The sequence below is a fragment of the Janthinobacterium svalbardense genome (assembly GCF_002327145.1).
GTDB classification, from domain to species: Bacteria; Pseudomonadota; Gammaproteobacteria; order Burkholderiales; family Burkholderiaceae_D; genus Janthinobacterium; species Janthinobacterium tructae.
Genome location: NZ_CP023422.1, coordinates 1,883,234 through 1,904,360 on the forward strand (window position 1 = coordinate 1,883,234; position 21,127 = coordinate 1,904,360).

The window sequence follows — 21,127 nt, forward strand, 5'->3', positions numbered from 1 at the left end:
ACGGGACGCGCCTTACAATAACCGTTGAGGAGTCTCGCAAGGAGCGATCATGGAAATCGAATTGAAATTGCTGCTGGCGCAGGAAGACGCGCCCCGCCTGCGCGCGCACCCGCTGCTGGCGCAGTCTGCGCAAGGGCCACTGGTGCTGCAGATGCACGATATCTATGTCGATACGCCCGATTTTCAGCTGTGCCGCCACCAGGCGGGCTTGCGCGTGCGCCAGGTGGACGGGCGCTGGGTGCAAACCCTGAAGGCGGGCGGCAATGTCAGCGGCGGCTTGCACAGCCGCCATGAATGGGAAGGCGAGGTGCCGGGGCCGCAACCGGATCTCGCCGTGCTCGACTCTGCCATTGGCCGCAAGCAGCCCATCCGTGCGCTGCTGCGCCAGGATGCCATCCGCGACGCCTTGCGGCCCGTGTTTACCACGCGCATCGAGCGCACCGTATGGCAGCTGCGCACGCCGCAGGGCGACCAGATCGAATGCGTGCTGGACCAGGGTGTCATTGAAAGCGGTGCGGACGGTGCCGATGGTGCCAATGGTGTCGATGGTGTGGGATACCGCGTGGCCGTCAGCGAGATCGAGCTGGAGTTGAAGCAAGGGCAGGCCGCCAGCCTGTTCGACGTGGCGCTGGCGCTGCTGCAGGAAGTGCCGCTGCAGCTGGGCCACATGAGCAAGGCGGAACGCGGTTACCGCCTCGCAGCGCCGCAGCCTTTGCGCGCCGTCAAGGCGCAGCCCCTGGCGCTGGACGCGGCGATGTCGGTGGAGCAAGCGTTCCTGGCCATCGCCGGCAATTGCCTGGAACAGGTCAGCGGCAACCAGGATGGCGTGGCGGCGGGCGCGGATGTGGAAAGCGTGCACCAGATGCGCGTGGGCTTGCGGCGCCTGCGCTCGGCGCTGGGCATGTTCAAGTCCCTGCTGGCGCTGCCGGACGCCTTGAAGAACGAACTCGGCTGGCTGGGCGGCGCGCTGGGCGAGGCGCGCGACTGGGATGTGCTCGCTGGCTCTACCCTGGCGCAGCTCGATGGCGAAGCGCAAGCCGATGCGGCAGCGCTGGCGCAGGCGGCGCACGCGCAGGCCCGGCTCAAGCATGTGGAGGCCGCCCAGGCCGTCACCTCGGTGCGCTGCACGGCTTGCATGCTGGGCTTGCAGCGCTGGCTGCAGGCGCGCGCCTGGCGCGACAGCTGCTCCGTGCGCCAGGTGCGGCGGCTGGACGCGCCCGTTGCCCCGTTTGCCCATGCTACCGTGCGCAAGGACCAGCGCCGCCTGATGAAGCGCGGCAAGCGCCTGCTGCATGCCTCGCCGCAGCAGCGCCACCAGGTGCGTATCGCGGCCAAGAAGACGCGTTACGCGACGGAATTTTTTGCCTCGCTGTTTGCCGCGCGCACCGTGCAACCGTATGTGGGGCGCTTGTCGGCCCTGCAAGATGAACTGGGCTGGCTCAACGATGTACAGGTGGCCGACCGGCTGCTGCAGCAATTGCCTGATGCCCAGGCTGACCAGTCCGGCCAGGACGGCTTGCGGCTGCACGCGGCCTTCGTGCGCGGCTATCTGGCGGCGCGCGCGCAGGCGCAGGGCAGCGATGGCCGCATGCACAAGGCCTGGCGGCGCTTCAAGGCGGCCCGCTTGCCGGCCTGAGCCTGCCGCCCGCTCCCGTTTGCGCTGGCGCAGCTTCAGTTCACAGTTTGCTGTTCTGGCAGCCGGCACTGACGCATTCGCGCACGCGGTCTTGCAGGAATTGCGCGCGTTCGATGGTGGTCTGGGTGGCGCAATCGAGGTTCACATAAAAGCCCGACGATTCGCGTTTGGAGCAATTCTGGTTGCGGTTGCTGATCCACGCCAACTGGCCCGATTTCAGCTTTTGCTTGCCGCTGGCATCGAGCTGGGCGCTCAGTTTCTTGTAGTTGGCGTTGAGTTCCTTGTCCGCTTCCTGGTACACCTTGTTCAGGCAATACAGGCCGTCGAAGTCGTTGCGCGGCGTGTCGCAGGCGGAGTTGGCGAAGGCGGAACCGGAGGCAAGGACGAGCAGGGCAAGCAGGAATTTTTTCATTGTTTTCTTTCAGCAAGGGATGGCGGCGAGGCTGGCCGGCGAGCACGGGCGTGCGCTTGCGCATTTTACAATATTCCGCATGCTGATCTTGTTCGTTTGACCAGTGTGTGCCGCCTGCATGTACTTTCTGCCTGGACATAAAAAAAGCCCGCGCTCGCAAGCGCAGGCTTCTTTCCAGGATCCGCCACTGCGGCGCAGGCCGCGGACACGTCCGGTTTACGTTGTCAGGAACCGCTTACGCGAAGTTCTTGGCAACGAATTCCCAGTTGACCAGGCCCCAGAACGTTTCCACGTACTTGGCGCGCAGGTTGCGGTAGTCGATGTAGTAGGCGTGTTCCCAGACGTCGCAGGTCAGCAGTGGCTTGTCGCCGGTGGTCAGAGGGCAGCCGGCGTTCGAGGTGTTGACGATGTCGACGGAGCCGTCGGCTTTTTGCACCAGCCAGGTCCAGCCCGAACCGAAGTTGCCCACGCACGACTTGGTGAATTCTTCCTTGAACTTGTCGAACGACGACCATTTGGCGTTGATCGCGTCAGCCACGGCACCGGTAGGAGCGCCACCGCCGGCCGGCTTCATGCCGTTCCAGTAGAAGGTGTGGTTCCATACTTGCGCTGCATTGTTGAAGATGCCGCCCGACGATTTCTTGATGATGTCTTCCAGCGACAGGTTCTCGAACTCGGTACCCTTGATCAGGTTGTTCAAGTTGGTGACATACGCCTGGTGATGCTTGGCATAGTGGTATTCCAGGGTTTCTTTCGAAATATGCGGCGCCAGAGCGTCCATTTCATACGGCAGTGGTGGCAGAGTATGTTCCATGTGATGTCCCTTTATGGTGAGTGTTCGGAGTCTTCCGGCCCGGGCCGGAGGGTTGAGCCTGCGTGCTTGAACCAAGCATTCTTGCTGAACGAGCCACTATTGTAAAGCGGATGCGCCATTGCTGCAGATTCCCACACGCGTCGTGGATGTCGTTGGCGTAGTGATTCTCGTTTAGCCTGAATTGGGTGGAAAAGTTCCCCGTCGCAAGCCTTAGCGGACGCGCCGCGTGGTTTCCCTGACGATCAGTTCCAACGGCGGAATGGCCGCCTGCACGGCTTCGCCATTGATCAGTCCGAGCAGCGCTTCGGTGGCGATGCGGCCGATGTCGTACAGGGGTTGGTGGATGGTCGTCAGCGGTGGCGTCGTGTAGGACGAGCCGGGCAAGTCATCGAAACCCACGAGCGAGATATCGTCGGGCACGCGGATGCCCTTGCGGTACAGGCACAGGCGCACGCCGTAGGCGGACAGGTCGTTGGCGGCGAAGACGGCGCTGAATTGCTGCTGCGTATCGAACAAATGGTTCATGGCCAGCATCCCGCTTGCCTCGTGGAAATCGCCTTCCACCATCAGCTTAGTATCGATGGCGATGTCCGCTTCGCGCAGCGCGCGCTGGTAGCCCGTCAGGCGCTCGGCCGCATCCGTGTTGTTGGCCGGCCCCGAGACAAACGCGATGCGGCGGTGGCCCAGTTCCACCAGGTGGCGCACGGCCAGGTAGGCGCCGTATTCGTTGTCGAGCTTGAAGCCGATGGCGCTTTTCGTCGCCAGCAGGCGGCCCGTCGAGACGATCGGACGCTGCTGCGAGAAATCGAGCACGCTCTGGTCCGAGATGCGCCCGGACAGCAGAATGATGCCGTCGACCTTGCGCGCCAGCAGCAAACGGATGCGGTCGGCCTCTTCCTGCGCATTCCAGTGCCCGCTGACGATGACGGATGCGTAGCCCGTGTCTTTCAAGCCATCGTCCACGCCGCGCAGGCTTTCGTCGAAGAAGGGGCTGGAAATATCCTGCACCACGATGCCGATGGTCATCGAGCGGCCCTTTTTCAGGCCCTGCGCCATCTGGTTCGGCGCAAATTTCATGTGCGCGATGGCCGCCAGCACGGCGTCGCGCTTGTCGTCGGACACCCTGGCCGTGCCATTCAGGATGCGCGAGACGGTGCTGGGCGACACGCCGGCCTGACGGGCCACGTCGAGCAGGGTGGAAGGGGGAGCAGCGTGGGCGCTATCGTTCAAGGTGATTCCTGGGTATCAAGATGGCTGGTTGTCAGTGCTCTGAAAACCTTTTCATTGAAAGATTACCATAAATGGCCGATAACGATCGCAGGCCGGCGCAGGCCGGGGTAGGTCGGGTTAGCCCGCAGGGCGTAACCCGACACATCAAGGCTAACAATGTTGTCGGATTACGCGCTCGCGCGCTAATCCGACCTACGCATGAAAACGTTTTCATAAAAAGCCACAGTTTTTTCAAGCGCCATTTTTCCCGCTTTTCATAGGAGAAGGGGCAGTGTCGGCAGCATGTCGGTCAGCCATCTTAAAATAAATGACAACTTTTTCGGTTGACTTGATTTTCTTTGCGGTGTTAAATGGACACATGTTGTGAAAACGTTTTCAAGATAGAAGACGCTCAATAAACGGAGATGAAATAATGAAGTCAAGCATCCTTGGCGTAGCCATACCTGCCGCATCCCTGCTGGCCGCGCTGACCCTGGCCTTTGGAGTGGCCGCCGCGCCCGCAGCCGTCCCGCCGGCCACCGTTCTGCCGGCGCTGGCCCCGGCGACCATCACTGTCGCCTCCTTCCCCGACCTGGACCGCGCCGTCAAGACGGCTTTGCCCCTGTGGGAAAAACTGTACCCGCAAGTGAAGGTCAAGCTGGTCAGCCTGCAGATCGACGACCACCATAACTCGATGACGACGGCACTGGCGGCCGGCGCGCGCCTGCCCGACGTGATGGCCATCGACTTCCGCTATGTCGGCAGCTTCGCCGAATCGAAGGGCATGGAAGATTTGCTGCAGCCACCTTACGGGGCAGGGCAGTACCGCGCCCAGTTCGTGCCGTTCACCTTCGTCCAGGCGACCAGTTCGCGCGGCACCCTGGGCGCCATGCCGGCCGACCTGGGGCCGGGCACCCTGTTCTACCGCAAGGACTTGATGGACAAGGCGGGCATCAAGGAAAGCGATTTGACGGCCTCGTGGGAATCGTACATCGCCGCCGGCAAGAAGCTCAAGGCCGCCACCGGCACCTATCTGCTGGCCGGCGCCAGCGACCTTGCCGACATTTATATACGCGCCAATCTGAAGGATGGCGAAGGCATCTATTTCGGCGACAAGGGCCAGGTGCTGGTCGACTCGCCCCGTTTCGTCAAAGCGTTTGAGCTGGCCAAGGCGGCGCGCGTGGCGGGCATCGACGCGCGCACCGTGGCCTGGACGGGCGAGTGGGCCGAAGGCTTCAAACGCGACAAGGTGGCCAGCCAGATGATGGGTTCCTGGCTCAGCGGCCACCTGGCCAAGTGGCTGGCGCCGGCTTCCGCCGGCCAGTGGCGCGCGGCGAACCTGCCGGCCGGCGCGCTGGCGTCGTATGGCGGCTCTTTTTACGGCATCCCGAAAAAGGCCAGCAACAAGGCTCAAGCCTGGGAATTCATCAAGTTCATGACCGTCAACAAGGATATCCAGCTGCACTCCCTGAAAGAGATCGGCGCCTTCCCGGCCCTCAAGGCGGCGTATGCGGATCCGATGATGGACGAGCCGCAAGCGTATTTCGGCGGCCAGAAAACGCGCCTGCTGGCGCGCGACACGGCGGCGAAGATTCCCGTCATCCGCGTCGACAAGTTCGACGCCGTGGCGCGCGACATCGTCAACATGGAACTGGAAAGCGTGCTGGCACAAAACAAGGATATCAAGACGGCCCTGGCCGACGCCAAGGCCCTGATCACCCACCGCGCGCGGCGCTAGGAGCAGCATGACTACCTCCATGCCTTGTACCGAGGGCGCGCCCGCTGCTGCAGCGCGGCCCGCCAAAAAACGCTACAACATGAAGCAATGGGCGCCGTACATCTTCATCAGCCCCTTCTTCATTTTGTTCGCCATCTTCAGCCTGTTTCCGCTGCTGTTTTCCGTCTATCTGTCGTTCAACCAGTGGGAAGCGGCCAGCGGCGTGGAAGCCATGCAGTGGGTGGGCCTGGACAACTACAAGTACGCGCTGAGCGACCCGTGGTTCTTGCGCTCGCTGGGCAATACCGTGTGGCTGGCGCTGGCCTCGGGCGTGCCGCAGCACCTGGTGGCCATTCCGCTGGCGGCCTTCATCCACAACAGCTTCAAGCGCTCGCGCAACCTGGTGATCGGCATTTACTTTTTACCGTTCATCACCTCCAGCGTGGCCATCGCCATGGTCTTCAACACCCTGTTCTCGCGCGACTATGGCCAGATCAATGTGCTGATCCAATGGTGCGCCAGCCTGCCGCTGGTGGGCGGCTTGTTCCCCGCCGAATCGATCGACTGGCTGGGCAGTTCGCTGTTCATCAAGCCGGCCGTTGCCTTCGTGATTTTCTGGCGCTACCTGGGCTGGAACCTGGTGCTGTACCTGTCCGCGCTGCAGGTGATCCCCAAGGATTTATATGAGGCGGCGACCATCGACGGCGCCTCGAAACGCCAGCAATTCTGGTACATCACCCTGCCGCAGCTGCGCCCCATGATCTACCTGGCCGTCACGCTCACCATCATGGGCAATCTGCAGCTGTTCGAGGAACCGTTCGTGCTGGTGGCCGAGTCGAGCGGCGTGAGCCAGTCGGTGATGACGACCGCCATCTTCGTCTACAAGACGGCGTTTTCCTCGGGCGACTTCGGCACGGCGTCGGCCATTTCCTGGCTGCTGTTCCTGATCATCGCCAGTACCACCTGGGTGAATAACCGCATCTTCAGCCGCAACGAGCGCAGAGAAAAATGCAAGGAGGCCAAATGAAAACTACCCGCTGGACGGCTTACGCCATGGTGGCCATCGGCGCCCTGATCATGGTCGCGCCGTTTTACTTCATGTTCGTCTTCGCCACGCACACGAGCGCCGAGATCTACAGCCTGCCGCCGCCGCGCTGGTTCGGCACGGCCCTGCTCAACAACATCGAGCTGCTGCAGGAACGCCTGCCGTTCTGGCGCAATATCGGCATCAGCCTGTACGTGGCCCTGATGACCACGGCGCTGACCTTGTTCTTTTGCTCGCTGGGTGGCTATGCCTTCGCCATGTACGAGTTCCGCTTCAAGCGGCCCTTGTTTACCCTGGTGATGGCGTCGATGATCATCCCGTCCTTCATGAACATGATCCCGACCTTCATGCTGATGGATTTCCTCGGATGGCTGGACCAGCCGCGCGCCCTGTACGTGCCGGGCGCGGCCGGCGCGCTGGGCATTTTCCTCATGCGCCAGTACATCGGCACGGCTATTCCTAGGGACTTGATCGAGGCGGCGCGCATCGATGGCTGCGGCGAATTCGCCATCTACTGGCGAGTCGTGCTGCCGCTGATCGGCCCCGCCATGGGGACCCTGGGCCTGATCACCTTCATCAACTCATGGAACAATTTCATTACGCCGCTGGTGGTCATGCGCTCGGTCGAGAACTATACGATCCCGCTGGCCCTGCGTAGCATGCAGGCGCCGAACAACACGGAGTGGGGCGCGTTGATGACGGGCGCCGCCATCGCCGTGCTGCCGCTGCTGCTGATGTTTTTTGTCGCCTCGAAGCGCCTGATCGAGGGCCTGACGCAAGGCGCCGTCAAAGGCTAGCACTCTCTTTAATCCACTCACACTGACATGACCACCATGCATAACGACGACACCGATACCAACTTTCCCGCCACCTTCACCTGGGGCGTGGCCACCAGCGCCTACCAGATCGAGGGCGCCGCCGCCATCGATGGCCGTGGCCCGTCCATCTGGGATACCTTCAGCCATGCCGACGGCAAGATCATCGACGGCAGCAATGGCGACGTGGCTTGCGACCACTATCACCGCTATGCCGAGGACGTGGAGCTGATCGCCAAGCTGGGCGTCAACGCCTACCGCTTTTCCATGTCCTGGTCGCGGGTACAGCCGACCGGTTCCGGCGCCTGGAACGAGGCTGGCTTCGACTTTTATGCGCGCCTGCTCGACGCGCTGGCCGCCAAGGGACTTGATGCCCATCTGACCCTGTACCACTGGGACTTGCCGCAAGCCTTGCAGGACGAGGGCGGCTGGCTCAATCGCGCCACCTGCTACCACTTCGCCGCCTACGCGGCCGAGGTGGCGCGGCGCTTCGGCCACCAGGTCGCCAGCATCGCCACGCACAACGAACCGTGGTGCACGGCCGTGCTGGGCCACGGTACTGGCCAGTTCGCCCCCGGCATGGCCGATCCGGCCGCCGCCGTGCAAGTGTCGCACCACTTGCTGTTGTCGCACGGCCTGGCCATGCAAGCGATGCGTGCCGTGAATGTGCCGGCGAAACTGGGCATCGTGCTCAATCAATGGACGGCCACGCCGGCCACTGACAGCGCCCAGGACCGCGAGCTGGCCGAACTTGAATATGCGCGCTCGGTGCAGTGGTATATGGACGCCATCTTCAAGGGCCGCTACCCGGCGCTGGCCCTGAAACACCCAGATGCTTCCGCTTTAGCTATCTTTGAAAACGATTTCATAGATATCAAGCAGCCCATCGATTTCCTCGGCGTGAACTACTACACGCGCGCCTTCATGAGCGCCGAGACGCCGCCGCGCAAGCCCGAATGCAAGCTCGGTGTCAACGACATGGGCTGGGAAACCTATCCGCAAGGCTTGACGGAGCTGCTGGTGGGCTTGCACCGCGAATACCGGCTGCCGCCCGTCTACATCACGGAAAACGGCATGGCCGTGGCCGACAAGCTGCAGGGCGGAAAAGTGCACGACGAGCCGCGCATCGAGTACGTGCAGCTGCACCTGGACGCCTTGCGCGCCGTGATCGCGCAGGGCATCGACGTGCGCGGCTATTTCTACTGGAGCCTGATGGATAACTTCGAGTGGAACTCGGGCTACGCCAAGCGCTTCGGCATGCTGTACGTCGATTACGCCACGCAGCAGCGCAGCTTCAAGGACAGCGCCCTGTGGTACCGCGATTTTATTATCGCCCAGCGCGCGTCCCATGCCGTTGCCCTGGTCTGGGAGCACTGACATGGCCGCTATTTCCCTGCGCGGCATCCGCAAGACCTACGGCGACGGTCCGGAAATCGTCAAGGGCCTGGACCTCGATATCCATGACGGCGAATTCATGGTCTTCGTGGGGCCGTCCGGCTGCGGCAAGTCGACCCTGCTGCGCATGATCGCGGGACTGGAAGACATCAGCGCGGGCCAGCTGCGCATCGGCGACCTGCTGGCCAACGACGTGGCGCCGGCCGAGCGGGGCATCGCCATGGTCTTCCAGAGCTACGCCCTGTATCCGCACATGACGGCGCGCGACAACATGGGTTTTGCCCTCAAATTGGCAGGTAAACCAGAAGCCGAGGTGCGCGCGGCCGTCGGCAAGGTGGCCGAGATTTTGCAGATCACGCACCTGCTCGACCGCAAACCCAAGGCCTTGTCCGGCGGCGAGCGCCAGCGCGTGGCCATCGGCCGCTCCATCGTGCGCCAGCCCAAGGTGTTTTTGTTTGACGAGCCGCTGTCCAACCTCGACGCCTCGCTGCGCGTGCAGACGCGCATCGAGCTGGCCAAGCTGCACCAGGAACTGGGCACCACCATGATCTACGTGACGCACGACCAGGTCGAAGCCATGACCCTCGGCGACCGGGTCGCCGTCTTCCACGGCGGCCACCTGGAGCAGGTGGGTGCGCCTTTGGATCTGTACCGCCATCCGGCCAGCCAGTTCGTGGCCGGCTTCATCGGCGCCCTGCGCATGAACTTTTTGCCGTGCGCCGCCGTGCCGGCACTGGCCAGCCAGCTCGGTGGCGCGGCGGGCATGGTGGTCGGCATACGCCCCGAGCATTTGCGCCTGGTGCCGCGCAATGAAGGCTACGGCGCCACGGTCACCCTGATCGAGCAGCTGGGCGATGCGCAGATCATCCACGCAACGCTTGACGATCGCATCGACGGCGGCCCGCATGCGGTGGCCATCAAGCTGCATGGCGAGGCGCGCCACGCGCTGGCGCAGGGCAGCGCCATCGGCTTCGCGCCGGAAGAGGGCCATGCCTTTCTATTCGACACGGCCGGGCGCGCCGTGGCCACCCATAGACCCCGCACGGAGGCGACATGACTTCAGATTGACACCCAAAAAATGTGCAGCAGTAGCCAAAGAGCTATGTGATCATCATTCAACCAGCGGTACAGGAGACAACAACAATGCAACAGCTCAAACGCAATACCATCGCCCTCAGCCTGGCGCATGCGACCTTCGCCCAGCTCATCTTGCTGGGTAGCGGCGCCGCCATGGCCCAGGAGGCTGCAGCCACGGACGCGGCAAAACCGGCCGCCGAACAGATGGACCGCATCGTCGTCACGGCCACACGCCGCAACACCTTCGTGCAGGAGACGCCGCTGGCCGTCACCGCCTTCAACCAGGACACCCTGCAAAACAATCAAGTGAAAGATCTGGCCTCGCTGGCCACCATGGTGCCGAGTCTGGTCGTCGAGCAGCATGGCGACTCGGGCGGCGTGCACGTCTACATGCGCGGCGTCGGTTCGGCCAACCACACGGAGCTGGGCGACCCGGCCGTCGCCTTCTATGTCGACGGCGTGTATTCGCCGCGCCCCCAGGGTGCCACGGCGCTGATGTATGACTTGAGTCACGTGGAGGTGGCGCGCGGACCGCAGGGCACCCTGAACGGCCGCAATTCGACGGCGGGCGCCGTCAACCTCGTGTCGGCCGCGCCCAGCACGGCCAAGTTCATGGGTTCGGCCGGCATCACCGTGGGTGACAAGCGCCACCTGCAGACGCAGGGCATGCTCAATATTCCGTTGTCCGACGATGTGGCGTTGCGCATCGCCGCCATCAAGGATAGCCACGACGGCACGGTAGACTTCCGCCGCGGCTCGAACGTCATGCCGGGCACGGCAAAGTATGGTGCCGGCGACCAGATGGGCGTGCGCGCCTCGCTGTTGTGGAAGATTACGCCGCAGCTGCGCGGCACCTTCATCGCCGATTACTTCCTCGACCAGGGCGCCGGCAACGTCTACCTGGTGGCCGAACCGAAGCCGGGCGAGAAGCTGCGCTCGGCCCTGATCGACACGCCGGGCACCCTGGACCAGTCTATTCTGACCTACAAGGGCAAGCTCAATTACAAGCCGACCGATGCGCTGGACTTCACTTACCTGGGCAGCTGGAGCCGCTACAAGCGCCAGAACAGCAACGACTCGGATGCTGGCCTGTTCCCCGGCTTCAAGTCGGAAAACCGCACCGACTGGGCGCAGTTCGACAGCTATTCGCACGAGCTGCAGGCGCGCTCGGACGACGATGCGCCATTCCAGTGGGTGGCCGGTTTGTTCCTCTTCAATGAAAAGAACAAGGTGCGCTTCGATATCGACCGCAGCCAGATTTCGCAGGCGGCCGTGCAGCAGGATATCGCCAACGGCGCCGTGATTTTCGTGCAACCCACCGTGGGCCAGTATGCCTCGGCCATGTCCTTCATCCAGGGCGACCGCCAGTTGAAGTCCAAGGCCGCATTCGGCCAGGTCAGCCAGCAGGTGACGGACCAGATCAAGCTGACGGCCGGCGCGCGCTACACGAAAGACCATAAATTCGACGTCGGCGGCAAGAACTGGGCCTGCCCGAACTGGCCCGCGAATACGCCGCTGGGCACCACGGTCCTCACTGCCGACCAGCTGCGCCAGCTGGTCACGCCCGGCACGGGCCTGGCCAATACGCACAATATCGGCCCGGGCGGCGCCATCACGGCGGCCAGCTGCGGCAACACGCCGGGCGACAATACGGCCGACCTGAAATACGGCCAGGCCACCTGGCTGGGCCGCATCGAGTACAAGCTGCGCCCGGATATTTTGCTGTTCGGTTCCGTGACGACGGGCTTCCACTCGCCGGCCATCGGCGACGGCGGCGCCACCACCAAGCCGGAAAAGCTGACCAGCTATGAAATCGGCTTCAAGTCGGACTTGCTGAACCGCGAACTGACCCTGAACCTCGATGCCTTCCTGATGAAATACAAGGACAAGCTCGAATCGCAGGTGGTCAACAGCGTGCTGGCCAACTTCAATGCGGCCGGCGCCACTGTCAAGGGGCTGGAAGCGGAGTGGGTGTGGCGGCCAACGAAGGTCGACCGCCTGACGGGCAACGCCACCTGGCTCAAAGCCGTGTACGATGATTTCATGTCGTGCGATGTCGACGCGGCGCGCGCGAATGGGCAGTCCTGCGGCTCGACGGCGCCATTGGTGAACGTGGGCGGCAGCACCATGAAGCATGCGCCGAAGTTTTCCACCACGGTGCAGTACGAGCATGATTTCGCCGTCGCCGGTGGCCAGCTCACGCCGCGCGCCTCGGTGCACTACGAAACCATGTCGTATGTGGGCGCGGGGGCCTTCAACGGCGACGTGCCGGGCCACGCCGGCGTCAAGCGCCAGGAAGCCTACACGACCCTGGACCTGAGCCTGCGCTTCCAGCCGGCCAACAAGGCGTACACGGTTGAAGCGTTCGTGCAGAACGCCACCGACAAGGCCGTCAAGCTCGACGTCAATGAAATCTGCACGGATGTCGGCATGCCATGCCAGCCCACGCAGCAGATCTACGGCGCCTTCTACAACGCGCCGCGCACGTTTGGCGCGCGCGTGTCGATGAAGTTCTGATGTTGTTATCCCCAACGGCAAAAGAGCCGGGGTCGGACCCCAATCCACCCAAGTTAAGCAACAGGCTGCCATCAAGCAGCCTTGTAGGCCATGTATTTATGGGGCTTGTAGGCGTTGGTTTGCCGTGACCTTGATTGTCCTGGGCGATGTAGAAACGTTCGCTTGGCGATCAGAGCCAGCGCGTCGGCAAGCAAGTGTGCTGCCGCCAGCCCAAGCAGCAACGATGGCAAGAGCGGCTTGAGTACCGAATGGACATAGGCGCGGTTGATGCGTCTGTCCGTCGGCAATGCATCTTGCTGGCCGGCGGCACAGCTCGCCAACGCCTGCAGGTTATCGCATATTACCTTGGCGGCCAGATCCTGCATCAGGGCCTGCTGTGACAGTCCCGTCACGTGCTCCAGATGGAGGCGGTGTTTGATGCGCTTGAAGGCTTCCTCAATGCGCCAGCGTTGGTGGTAGAGGTCTCCGAACAATGCGGCAGGGAATTGTTCAACGTCCAGTAAATTGGTCATCAGAACACGCACCTTGCCGGTCGAGGCAACGTGGCGTATCAGGCGCACGGTCTGCGGTTCAGCGGGACATTCATAGTCAAGCGCATCGCGCCGATCCGGCGCCCGCAGCGTGACGATCTGCTCCTGCAGCCCCGACTTCAGAAACTGATTGACGCAGGGAAAGCCTCCGCCGCGGGCCTGCTCGACACGCATGCAGAAGGCAATGCGGCGCTGGTTCAACACGGCGGGCATCCAGTAACATGGATAGCCTCGGTCCAGCAACAGCAGATCTTCCTTGCCAAGCTGGTCGAGCTGTTCGAACAGCATCTGGCGTTCGCCGACGTCGGTACTGTATAGCGAGGCCGAGAGCATCAATTCGGCACCGGGCAGAAACAAGCCAAACACCAGTTGATCGGCCACGGCGGCGCGTTTGACATGGCTGGCGCGCAAGCCAAAGCGAACGGTCGAGGCGTCAGCGGCGACCAGCCTGAAACCGTGCCAGCGCGGCAGGTAGCCATGCTGCTGTGCTTGTGCAATGAGCCAGTCGTTAAGCTCTGGGATGGCCGTGGTAGCAAGTTTTGAGCGTGCCTGAGCGAAAGCCTGGGCGCTCACCTGGTGCGTCAGTTGCGCCTGCTGTTGCAGATGGCCAAAGAATTCATCAAGTTCGGTTTGCACGCTCTTGCGCATGCCGGTGAGCATGAGCGCCACCAAGGATGGCAGCGGCAGTTTGCGGCGACGTTGAAACGCCATCGGATGATCAGGATGGCGGGCGCTAAGCCGAAACTGGTCGGATTGAAGATGGTCGGAGAAATCGGACAGCAAGGAAGCGAGCGACATGAAGGGCCAATGAAGATCAAAAGACCTTCATTGGCCGCCGCCTTGCCGCTGTCGAAAAAAGAGAGGTCAGCAAGGCGGCGGCCGCGCAAAGCCAGTGCCACGTCAAGCACTATTTCATTGAATTGCCAGCAATTGCGCGGGCTTGCTCCTTAACTTGGGTGGATTGGGTCGGACCCTGAGGGTCCGACCCCGGGGTTTGCTTCTGGGGTTACATAAACAGTATGTGGCAGCTCTCAGTAGTATGTTTTGGCCGGGTGACGACACCCGGCCTTTTTTATTCCAAAGTGGCTTGCACGCTGGCGATGCCGATCTGCGCGCTGCCTTCGGCCAGGCGCACATTGACGTTCTGGCGCGCCTGCAGCTGTGCCGGCGAGCGCACGATGGCGCCTTTTTCGTCGCGCAAAATCGCGTAGCCGCGTTCCAGGGTGCGCTGCGGGTTGAGCAGTTCCAGCTGCGCGGCCAGGCCGTCGAGGCGGTGGCGCCGCTGCGTCACCAGCTGCGCCATGGCCGCGCCGCCGCGCCGCTGCGCTTCCACCAGGCGGGCGCGTGATGCCGTGACATCGGGCCGCAAGGCGGCCCAGCGCGAACGCAGGCGTTCCAGCGCGTACTGCGACTGGTTTACGGGCGCGCGCGCCGCATGCGTCATGGCCGTTGACAGCGCCAGCAGCTGCAAGCGCTGCTGCTGCAGCTGCGCCTTGGGGTTGAGCAGGCGACGGCTGTGGCGGTCCAGCGTTTGCGCCGCATCGTCGAGGCGTCGGCGCATGGCGCGGCGCAGGTCGGCCGCATCGGCGCGCAGGGAGGCGAGCCAGTCGGCGCGTGGCGTGGCCGCCAGTTCGGCCGCCGCCGTCGGCGTGGCCGCGCGCAGGTCGGCCGCAAAGTCGGCGATGGTGAAATCGGTCTCGTGGCCCACGCCGCTGATCACGGGCATGGAACAATCAGCGATCGCGTATGCCACGGCTTCATCGTTGAACGACCATAAGTCTTCGATGCTGCCGCCGCCACGGCACACCAGCAGCACGTCGCACTCGGCCCTGGTGGATGCCGTGCGGATGGCGTGCGCGATTTTTTCCGGCGCCTGCTGGCCCTGCACGGGCGTCGGGTACAGAATGATGGCCACATGCGGCGCGCGGCGCTTGAGGGCGATCAGCACGTCGCGCAGGGCGGCCGCCTGCGGGCTGGTGACGATGCCGATGCTGCGCGCGAACATGGGAATGGCGCGCTTGCGTTCCTGGTCGAACAGGCCCTGCGCGGCCAGTTTTTCCTTCAGGCGCTGGAACGCTTCATACAGGGCGCCCACGCCGGCGCGGCGGATGGCTTCCACATTGATCTGGTAATCGCCGCGTGCGCCGTACAGGGTGACGAGGGCGCGCACTTCGACCTTGTCGCCTTCGCGCGGCGTGAAACCGGCAAACTGGGCGCGGCCACGGAACATCACGGCACGCACCTGGGCGCCGTCATCCTTCAATGTGAAATACCAGTGGCCGGAGGCGGCGCGCGTGAAGTTGGAAATCTCGCCGGCGATCCAGGTCAGGGGAAACGAGCGTTCCAGCAGGCGCGCGACGGCCTGGTTCAGGGCGCTGACGGTCAGCACGGGCGGGGCGGCAAAGCCGCTGTCAGTCGGGGAGTCGTTCATCATCTGGCAAGGGGAAAGAAGCAAGCTGTCCACATATTATCGGCGAGGTCATGCTTATGTCATATATCGCGCAAAACAACAAGTTCTATTTCTAAGTATTTGATTTCATGCAGAATTCCCGTATGCCTGATTTGCGTGCACAGGGAAAAAAACCTTTAATATCAAGCACATCAGTGCAGCCACTGCCACTTACGCACAAAGTTATCCACAGAAAGTGTGCGGAACTTTTTGCCTTGGACAAACGTTGCCGGACAGGCCCCTGTCGGCAAAGGAAAATGCCCTGCTACATTTTTGCGCACGGAAATAAAGTACATAGGAATCAAGCGCTTAGTATCGCATGCCTGGCCTTGCGCACAATCTTATCCACAAAAAATGTGCAGAACTCTGGCGCAGCACCGGAATTATCCACTGAAATGTCCATGGCATGGTTTGCCTGAATTTTGCGCAGCATAAAAATAACCATATAAATCAAAGGTGTAGCATCCAGGTGTACGCCTTGCTCACAATCTTATCCACAGAATGTGTGCAAAACTGCATAAACCGTTTCGTGGTTTGTCCAGGTTTTCCACGGCATGCACAGGCTGCGTCGCTGCCTTATTTTTGAGCATTGAAAAAAACTCCTTTTAAATCAAGGGTCTTGCATGGAGTCAATCGGCTTGCTCACAATCTTATCCACACTTTATGTGTGGAACTGTATTGGCGGTGGAAAAGTATTGTTTGACGATGGGTTTTGGCATGAAAACCTGCGCTTTTCAGGCCCTGCTACATTTTTATGCAGGGTAATAAAAACGATATAAATCAAGGTACTTGGTGTCTATTCTTGCGCTTGCGCACAATCTTGTCCACAGATTGTGTGCAGAACTTTGACGCTGGAAATGCCGCATGTTTCGCTCTGCTTGCCACTTTTTTATGCATTGATTTAATATCCTTTAAAATCAATGGCTTAATTGAATTCCTCGGCTTTGCGCACAATCTTGTCCACAGTTAATGTGCAGAACTCTGTAACTATTAATTTATTGACATTGACTACTGTCGACAAGCTGCTATGCCTGTATTTTGCGCAGAATGATATTTTCCATATGAATCAAGTACTTGCATGCTGGACTTCATGCTTGCTCACAATCTTATCCACACAAAGTGTGCAAAACTGTGCGCTGGCCGCGCCCGCCCGCCGCGCCGTGTGGGCAAGTACGCATGCGGGCGCCACTTGCCGCCGGCGCGGCAACGCGCTACATTGCGCCATTCCCGCGCCGACATGCCATCAGTCTTCGGCGCTCGGTACAATACAGGCTGTCCGGGCGTTTCACCGCCTTCTCTTACCAGGAGTTTCTTTTGCTCGCTATATTTCAAGCCGCTGGCTGGCCCATCTGGCTGTTGTTGATCGCTTCCATCGTCGCCCTGGCCTTGATCATCGAGCGCCTGCTGTATTTGCGACGCGCCAAGATCCTGCCCCGCAAGCTGTTCGATGAAGTGGTGCAGGTGTATCGCAACGGCAAGATCACGCCCGATACGCTGGCCAAGCTGGAAGACAATTCGCCGCTGGGCGTGGTGCTGGCCGCCGCCCTGCGCAACGTCGACGCGCCGCGCGAGGTGATGAAAGAATCGATCGAAGAAGCCGGCAGTGGCGTGGCCCACACGCTGGAACGTTTCCTGACGACCCTGGGCACCATCGCCACCCTGGCGCCCCTGATGGGCCTGTTCGGCACGGTGGTGGGCATGATCGAAATCTTCGGGTCGCAAAACGCCAGCGGTTCGAATCCCGCACAATTGGCCCACGGCATCTCGGTGGCCTTGTATAACACAGGCTTCGGCCTGGCCATCGCCATGCCGGCCCTGGTCTTCTACCGCCATTTCCGCGCCCTCGTCGACAGCTTCGTCATTGACATGGAGCAGCAAGCGGTCAAGTTCGTCGATATTGTCCACAGTGGCCGCCAATGAACTTCCGCAAAGGCAAGGGGCGGGAAGACCCCGAAATCAACCTGATCCCGTTCATCGATGTGCTGCTGGTGATCCTGATCTTCCTCATGGTCAGCACCACCTACAGCAAATTTACGGAGCTGCAGATCACCTTGCCGACGGCCGATGCCGAGCAAGCCAAGGACAAGCCGCAGCAGATCGACGTCACCATCGACGCCAAGGGCAATTACACGGTGAACCGCGAACCCGTCTCGTTCCGCGACGTGGCCGGCCTGGCCGATGCCCTGCAAAATGCGGCCAAGGCGGCCAACGGCGGCAAGGCGCCCGCGCAGACGCCCGTGGTGGTGGTCAACGCCGACCAGTTCGCCATGCACCAGATGGTCATCCACGTGATGGAAGCGGCGCGCCTGGCCGGCTATGAAAAGCTGACGTTTGCTGCGCAAGCGGGTGGCAAGTAAGGCAAACCTCCAACCCCAACCGAAGTGCCGGGGTCGGACCCTCAGGGTCCGACCCCAGGTGTTGATTTTGGGTTCCAATTTTATTTGACACCCATGCCCACACCTTCCCCCGCCAAGCTTGAAACCACATTGACCCGCGCCTGGCTGACGCGCGGCCCGCTGGCGTGCGCGCTGTGGCCCGTCTCGCTGCTGTTCGGCGCCTTGAGTGCCGTGCGGCGCGGCCTGTACCGCGCCGGCGTGTTGACATCGACGCGCCTGCCCGTGCCCGTCGTCGTCGTCGGTAATATTTTTATCGGCGGCACGGGCAAGACGCCGCTGACGATCTGGCTGGTGCAAGCCTTGCGCGATGCGGGCATGCGCCCGGGCGTCATTTCGCGCGGCCATGGCAGCGCCGACCGGCTGCCGCGCGCAGTGACAGCAGCTTCGACGCCGCAGCAAGTGGGCGATGAGCCGCTGCTGATTTTCCAGCGCGGCGGCTGCCCCGTGATGGTGGGGCGCGATCGCGCGCAAGCGGGCAGGGCGCTGCTGGCCGCGCACCCGGACGTCGACGTGCTGGTGACGGACGACGGCTTGCAGCATTACGCCTTGCAGCGCGACGTGGAAATCGTGCTGTTCGACGGCCGCGGCGCCGGTAACGGCTGGCTGCTGCCGGCGGGGCCTCTGCGCGAATCGCCGCGCCGCCGGCGCGATGTGACGGTGATCAATGCGCCCGAGCTGGCGCCGGCGCTCGTGGCCAGGATCGCGCCACAGGGCTCTCTGGTGGTGCAGATGCTGCTGGCCGGTGGCGTGGCCGAACGCATGGCGAACCGCGGCGAAAGCCTGCCGCTTGCAACCCTGGCAGCCAGCGGCCAGCGCATCGTGGCGGCGGCCGGTATCGGCAACCCGCAGCGCTTCTTTTCCATGCTGCGCGGCGCCGGATTGGATTTTGCGGAGCTGCCCTTGCCCGACCATCACGACTTTCTCGACCAGCCATTTGCGGAACTCGACACGGATGTGATCTTGATCACCGAGAAGGATGCAGTAAAATGTGCGCAAATTGAACATCTCAAAGATGACCCGAGACTGTGGGTCGTCCCCGTCAGTGCGCGCATCGATAGCGCGCTGGCCCAACAAATTGTGGAGAAATGTCGTGGACGCTCGACTGCTTGATATCCTGGTCTGCCCTGTTTGCAAGGGTCCGCTTGAACACGATAAGAAGGCGCAGGAACTGATTTGCCGCGCCGACCGCCTGGCCTATCCTATCCGTGATGGCATCCCCATCATGTGGGCGGACGAAGCGCGCACCCTGCAAGACGCAGTGGAATAACGATGGCGTTCATCGTCATCATCCCGGCGCGCCTGGCCTCGACGCGCCTGCCGGGCAAGCCGCTGGCTGACCTGGGCGGCAAGCCCATGGTGGTGCGCGTGGCCGAGCAGGCAGCCCTGTCTGGCGCCGCGCGCGTCATCGTCGCCACCGACCATGACAGCATCCGCGCCGCCTGCGCCGCGCATGGCGTGGAAGTGTGCATGACGCGCAGCGATCATCCGTCGGGCACGGACCGCATCGCCGAAGTGGCGCGCACGCTCGCTTTGCCGCCGGATGCCATCGTCGTCAACCTGCAGGGCGACGAACCGCTGATCGATCCGGGCCTGCTGGCCGCCTGCGCGGCGCAGATCAGCAGTACCGTGCCCATGGCCACGTGTGCGCATCCGCTGCACGATGTGCTTGAGGCCTTCAACCCGAACGTGGTGAAGGTCGTGCTGGACAAGAACGGCCGCGCCTTGTATTTCTCGCGCGCGACGATCCCCTGGCACCGCGACGGCTTCGCGCAGTCGAAAGACAGCCTGCCTGCCGGCTATGTGCCGCTGCGGCATATCGGCCTATATGCGTACAGCAATGCTTTTTTGCAAACGTATCCGACGCTCTCCGCTTCGCCACTGGAAGCTATCGAGGCGCTGGAGCAGTTGCGCGTGCTGTGGCACGGTGTTGCCATCGCCGTGCATGTGACCGATAGCGCGCCGGCCGCCGGTGTCGACACGCCGGAAGATCTTGCCAGGGTGCAAGCCCACTACGGCGCCCTGTAGGCATTACCCGCAAAACGGCAGGCGTGCAAATATAATTTGTGCGCCTGCAGTAAAAACCACATTTTGAAACGTCCGTCGCGCTAATTGCTGGCTTTGATCAATCAGGGCATGGCAATTCGATAGCAAACTGGCGCTCCGGGGATTTTTTGTGGTAAGTTTCGTAGGGAAAGATAGCCATAGCAACATCATCTAAAAAAAATAATTACACATACCACCATCCAAAATCTGTTTTTTAGGAACTTTCAATGCGTCTGATACTTTTAGGAGCACCCGGTGCCGGCAAGGGCACCCAAGCTAACTTCATCAAAGAAAAATACAACATTCCACAAATCTCCACGGGCGACATGCTGCGCGCGGCGATCAAGGAAGGCACGGAACTGGGCCTGGCAGCGAAAAAAGTCATGGATGCGGGCGGCCTCGTGTCGGACGACATCATGATCGGCCTGGTCAAGAACCGCCTGCAGGAAGCCGATTGCGCCAATGGCTACCTGTTCGACGGCTTCCCGCGTACCATCGCGCAAGCGGACGCCATGAAAGATGCCGGCATCAATGTCGACTACGTGCTGGAAATCGACGTGCCTGACGCATCGATCATCGAGCGCATGGACGGTCGCCGCAGCCACCCGGGTTCGGGCCGTGTCTACCACGTCAAGTTCAATCCACCGAAGGTCGACGGCGTCGATGACATCACGGGCGAACCGCTGATTCAGCGCGACGACGACAAGGCGGAAACGGTCAAGAAGCGCCTGGACGTCTACCACAACCAGACCAAGGTCTTGCTCGGCTATTACAACGACTGGGCCAAGTCCGGCCTGCCGGGCGCACCGAAATACCGCCGCATCGCCGGCGTCGGTCCGGTCGAGCAAATCCGCGACAGCGCCTTTGCCGCCTTGGCGGAATAAGCAGTTTTTTAAAAGCGGACCTGAGTGTCCGCTTTTTTTCTGCCAGCTTTTCAGGCAGACTGCCAGCATGGCTGGATGCATAACGTTTTCGTGGTTCAGGTTTTTTGCAGGTCGTGTTTTCCTGGCTGCGCGTGCCTACCCGGTGCGGTCTGCAGCTGTTGGCAATGACGTCGGATAAAAACAGAAGG

Annotated in this window: 18 protein-coding genes; 13 read left to right on the forward strand and 5 right to left on the reverse strand. The window is 61.9% G+C overall.

The genetic code is table 11. From position 1 onward, the window contains the following. The first annotated feature begins 49 nt into the window (after positions 1-49). The gene (locus CNX70_RS08360) at positions 50-1,636 is read left to right on the forward strand and encodes a CYTH and CHAD domain-containing protein (protein ID WP_096234327.1); all 1,587 of its coding nucleotides are present in this window, start codon (positions 50-52) and stop codon (positions 1,634-1,636) included. Between the two features lie 40 nt (positions 1,637-1,676). On the opposite strand, the gene CNX70_RS08365 is transcribed toward CNX70_RS08360, so the two are convergent. The 3 genes from CNX70_RS08365 to CNX70_RS08375 form a co-directional block, all read right to left on the reverse strand. Beyond that, complete coding sequence (locus CNX70_RS08365) at positions 1,677-2,048, reverse strand: lysozyme inhibitor LprI family protein (protein ID WP_096234328.1); 372 nt, start codon at positions 2,046-2,048, stop codon at positions 1,677-1,679. Between the two features lie 235 nt (positions 2,049-2,283). Continuing rightward, a complete protein-coding gene (locus tag CNX70_RS08370) occupies positions 2,284-2,862 on the reverse strand; it encodes a superoxide dismutase (protein WP_096234329.1) in 579 nt (192 codons plus the stop codon). Between the two features lie 210 nt (positions 2,863-3,072). Beyond that, positions 3,073-4,092, reverse strand: coding sequence for a LacI family DNA-binding transcriptional regulator (locus CNX70_RS08375; RefSeq protein WP_096234330.1), 1,020 nt, complete (start codon positions 4,090-4,092; stop codon positions 3,073-3,075). Between the two features lie 412 nt (positions 4,093-4,504). On the opposite strand from CNX70_RS08375, the gene CNX70_RS08380 reads away from it, so the two are divergent. The 6 genes from CNX70_RS08380 to CNX70_RS08405 all read left to right on the forward strand — a co-directional run bounded on the left by CNX70_RS08380 (position 4,505) and on the right by CNX70_RS08405 (position 12,637). Beyond that, a complete protein-coding gene (locus tag CNX70_RS08380; RefSeq protein ID WP_096234331.1) occupies positions 4,505-5,809 on the forward strand; it encodes an extracellular solute-binding protein in 1,305 nt (434 codons plus the stop codon). A gap of 7 nt (positions 5,810-5,816) precedes the next feature. Then, entirely contained in the window at positions 5,817-6,815 is a 999-nt protein-coding gene (locus tag CNX70_RS08385; RefSeq protein ID WP_244199077.1) for a carbohydrate ABC transporter permease, read from the forward strand. Continuing rightward, positions 6,812-7,630, forward strand: coding sequence for a carbohydrate ABC transporter permease (locus CNX70_RS08390; protein ID WP_096234333.1), 819 nt, complete (start codon positions 6,812-6,814; stop codon positions 7,628-7,630). Before CNX70_RS08385 ends, CNX70_RS08390 begins: the two co-directional genes overlap by 4 nt. A 27-nt stretch (positions 7,631-7,657) precedes the next feature. After that, complete coding sequence (locus CNX70_RS08395; RefSeq protein WP_096234334.1) at positions 7,658-9,025, forward strand: GH1 family beta-glucosidase; 1,368 nt, start codon at positions 7,658-7,660, stop codon at positions 9,023-9,025. A 1-nt stretch (position 9,026) separates the two neighbouring features. Next, positions 9,027-10,100 carry an ABC transporter ATP-binding protein gene (locus CNX70_RS08400; protein WP_096234335.1) on the forward strand — a complete coding sequence of 358 codons (1,074 nt, stop codon included), beginning with the start codon at positions 9,027-9,029 and terminating at the stop codon, positions 10,098-10,100. A gap of 86 nt (positions 10,101-10,186) precedes the next feature. Further along, a complete protein-coding gene (locus CNX70_RS08405) occupies positions 10,187-12,637 on the forward strand; it encodes a TonB-dependent receptor (RefSeq protein ID WP_096234336.1) in 2,451 nt (816 codons plus the stop codon). A gap of 71 nt (positions 12,638-12,708) precedes the next feature. Here CNX70_RS08405 and CNX70_RS08410 read toward each other — a convergent pair whose 3' ends face one another. Next, a complete protein-coding gene (locus CNX70_RS08410) occupies positions 12,709-13,965 on the reverse strand; it encodes an IS4 family transposase (RefSeq protein WP_096233692.1) in 1,257 nt (418 codons plus the stop codon). A 274-nt stretch (positions 13,966-14,239) separates the two neighbouring features. Then, positions 14,240-15,601 (reverse strand): exodeoxyribonuclease VII large subunit, encoded by a 1,362-nt coding sequence (xseA, locus tag CNX70_RS08415; RefSeq protein WP_096234337.1) that lies wholly within the window; start codon positions 15,599-15,601, stop codon positions 14,240-14,242. A 1,329-nt stretch (positions 15,602-16,930) separates the two neighbouring features. On the opposite strand from xseA, the gene CNX70_RS08420 reads away from it, so the two are divergent. The 6 genes from CNX70_RS08420 (at position 16,931) to adk (ending at position 20,939) form a co-directional block, all read left to right on the forward strand. Further along, positions 16,931-17,536 carry a MotA/TolQ/ExbB proton channel family protein gene (locus tag CNX70_RS08420; RefSeq protein ID WP_096234338.1) on the forward strand — a complete coding sequence of 202 codons (606 nt, stop codon included), beginning with the start codon at positions 16,931-16,933 and terminating at the stop codon, positions 17,534-17,536. Then, positions 17,533-17,973 (forward strand): ExbD/TolR family protein, encoded by a 441-nt coding sequence (locus tag CNX70_RS08425; RefSeq protein ID WP_096234339.1) that lies wholly within the window; start codon positions 17,533-17,535, stop codon positions 17,971-17,973. The genes CNX70_RS08420 and CNX70_RS08425 overlap by 4 nt, the downstream gene beginning before the upstream one ends. A gap of 93 nt (positions 17,974-18,066) precedes the next feature. Further along, positions 18,067-19,122 (forward strand): tetraacyldisaccharide 4'-kinase, encoded by a 1,056-nt coding sequence (gene lpxK, locus CNX70_RS08430; protein WP_096234340.1) that lies wholly within the window; start codon positions 18,067-18,069, stop codon positions 19,120-19,122. Then, positions 19,103-19,279, forward strand: coding sequence for a Trm112 family protein (locus CNX70_RS08435; RefSeq protein WP_010395789.1), 177 nt, complete (start codon positions 19,103-19,105; stop codon positions 19,277-19,279). Before lpxK ends, CNX70_RS08435 begins: the two co-directional genes overlap by 20 nt. A 2-nt stretch (positions 19,280-19,281) precedes the next feature. Further along, positions 19,282-20,037 (forward strand): 3-deoxy-manno-octulosonate cytidylyltransferase, encoded by a 756-nt coding sequence (kdsB, locus tag CNX70_RS08440; RefSeq protein WP_096234341.1) that lies wholly within the window; start codon positions 19,282-19,284, stop codon positions 20,035-20,037. Positions 20,038-20,282: 245 nt separating this feature from the next. Then, entirely contained in the window at positions 20,283-20,939 is a 657-nt protein-coding gene (gene adk, locus CNX70_RS08445) for an adenylate kinase (protein WP_071078917.1), read from the forward strand. The last annotated feature ends 188 nt before the right edge of the window (positions 20,940-21,127 follow it).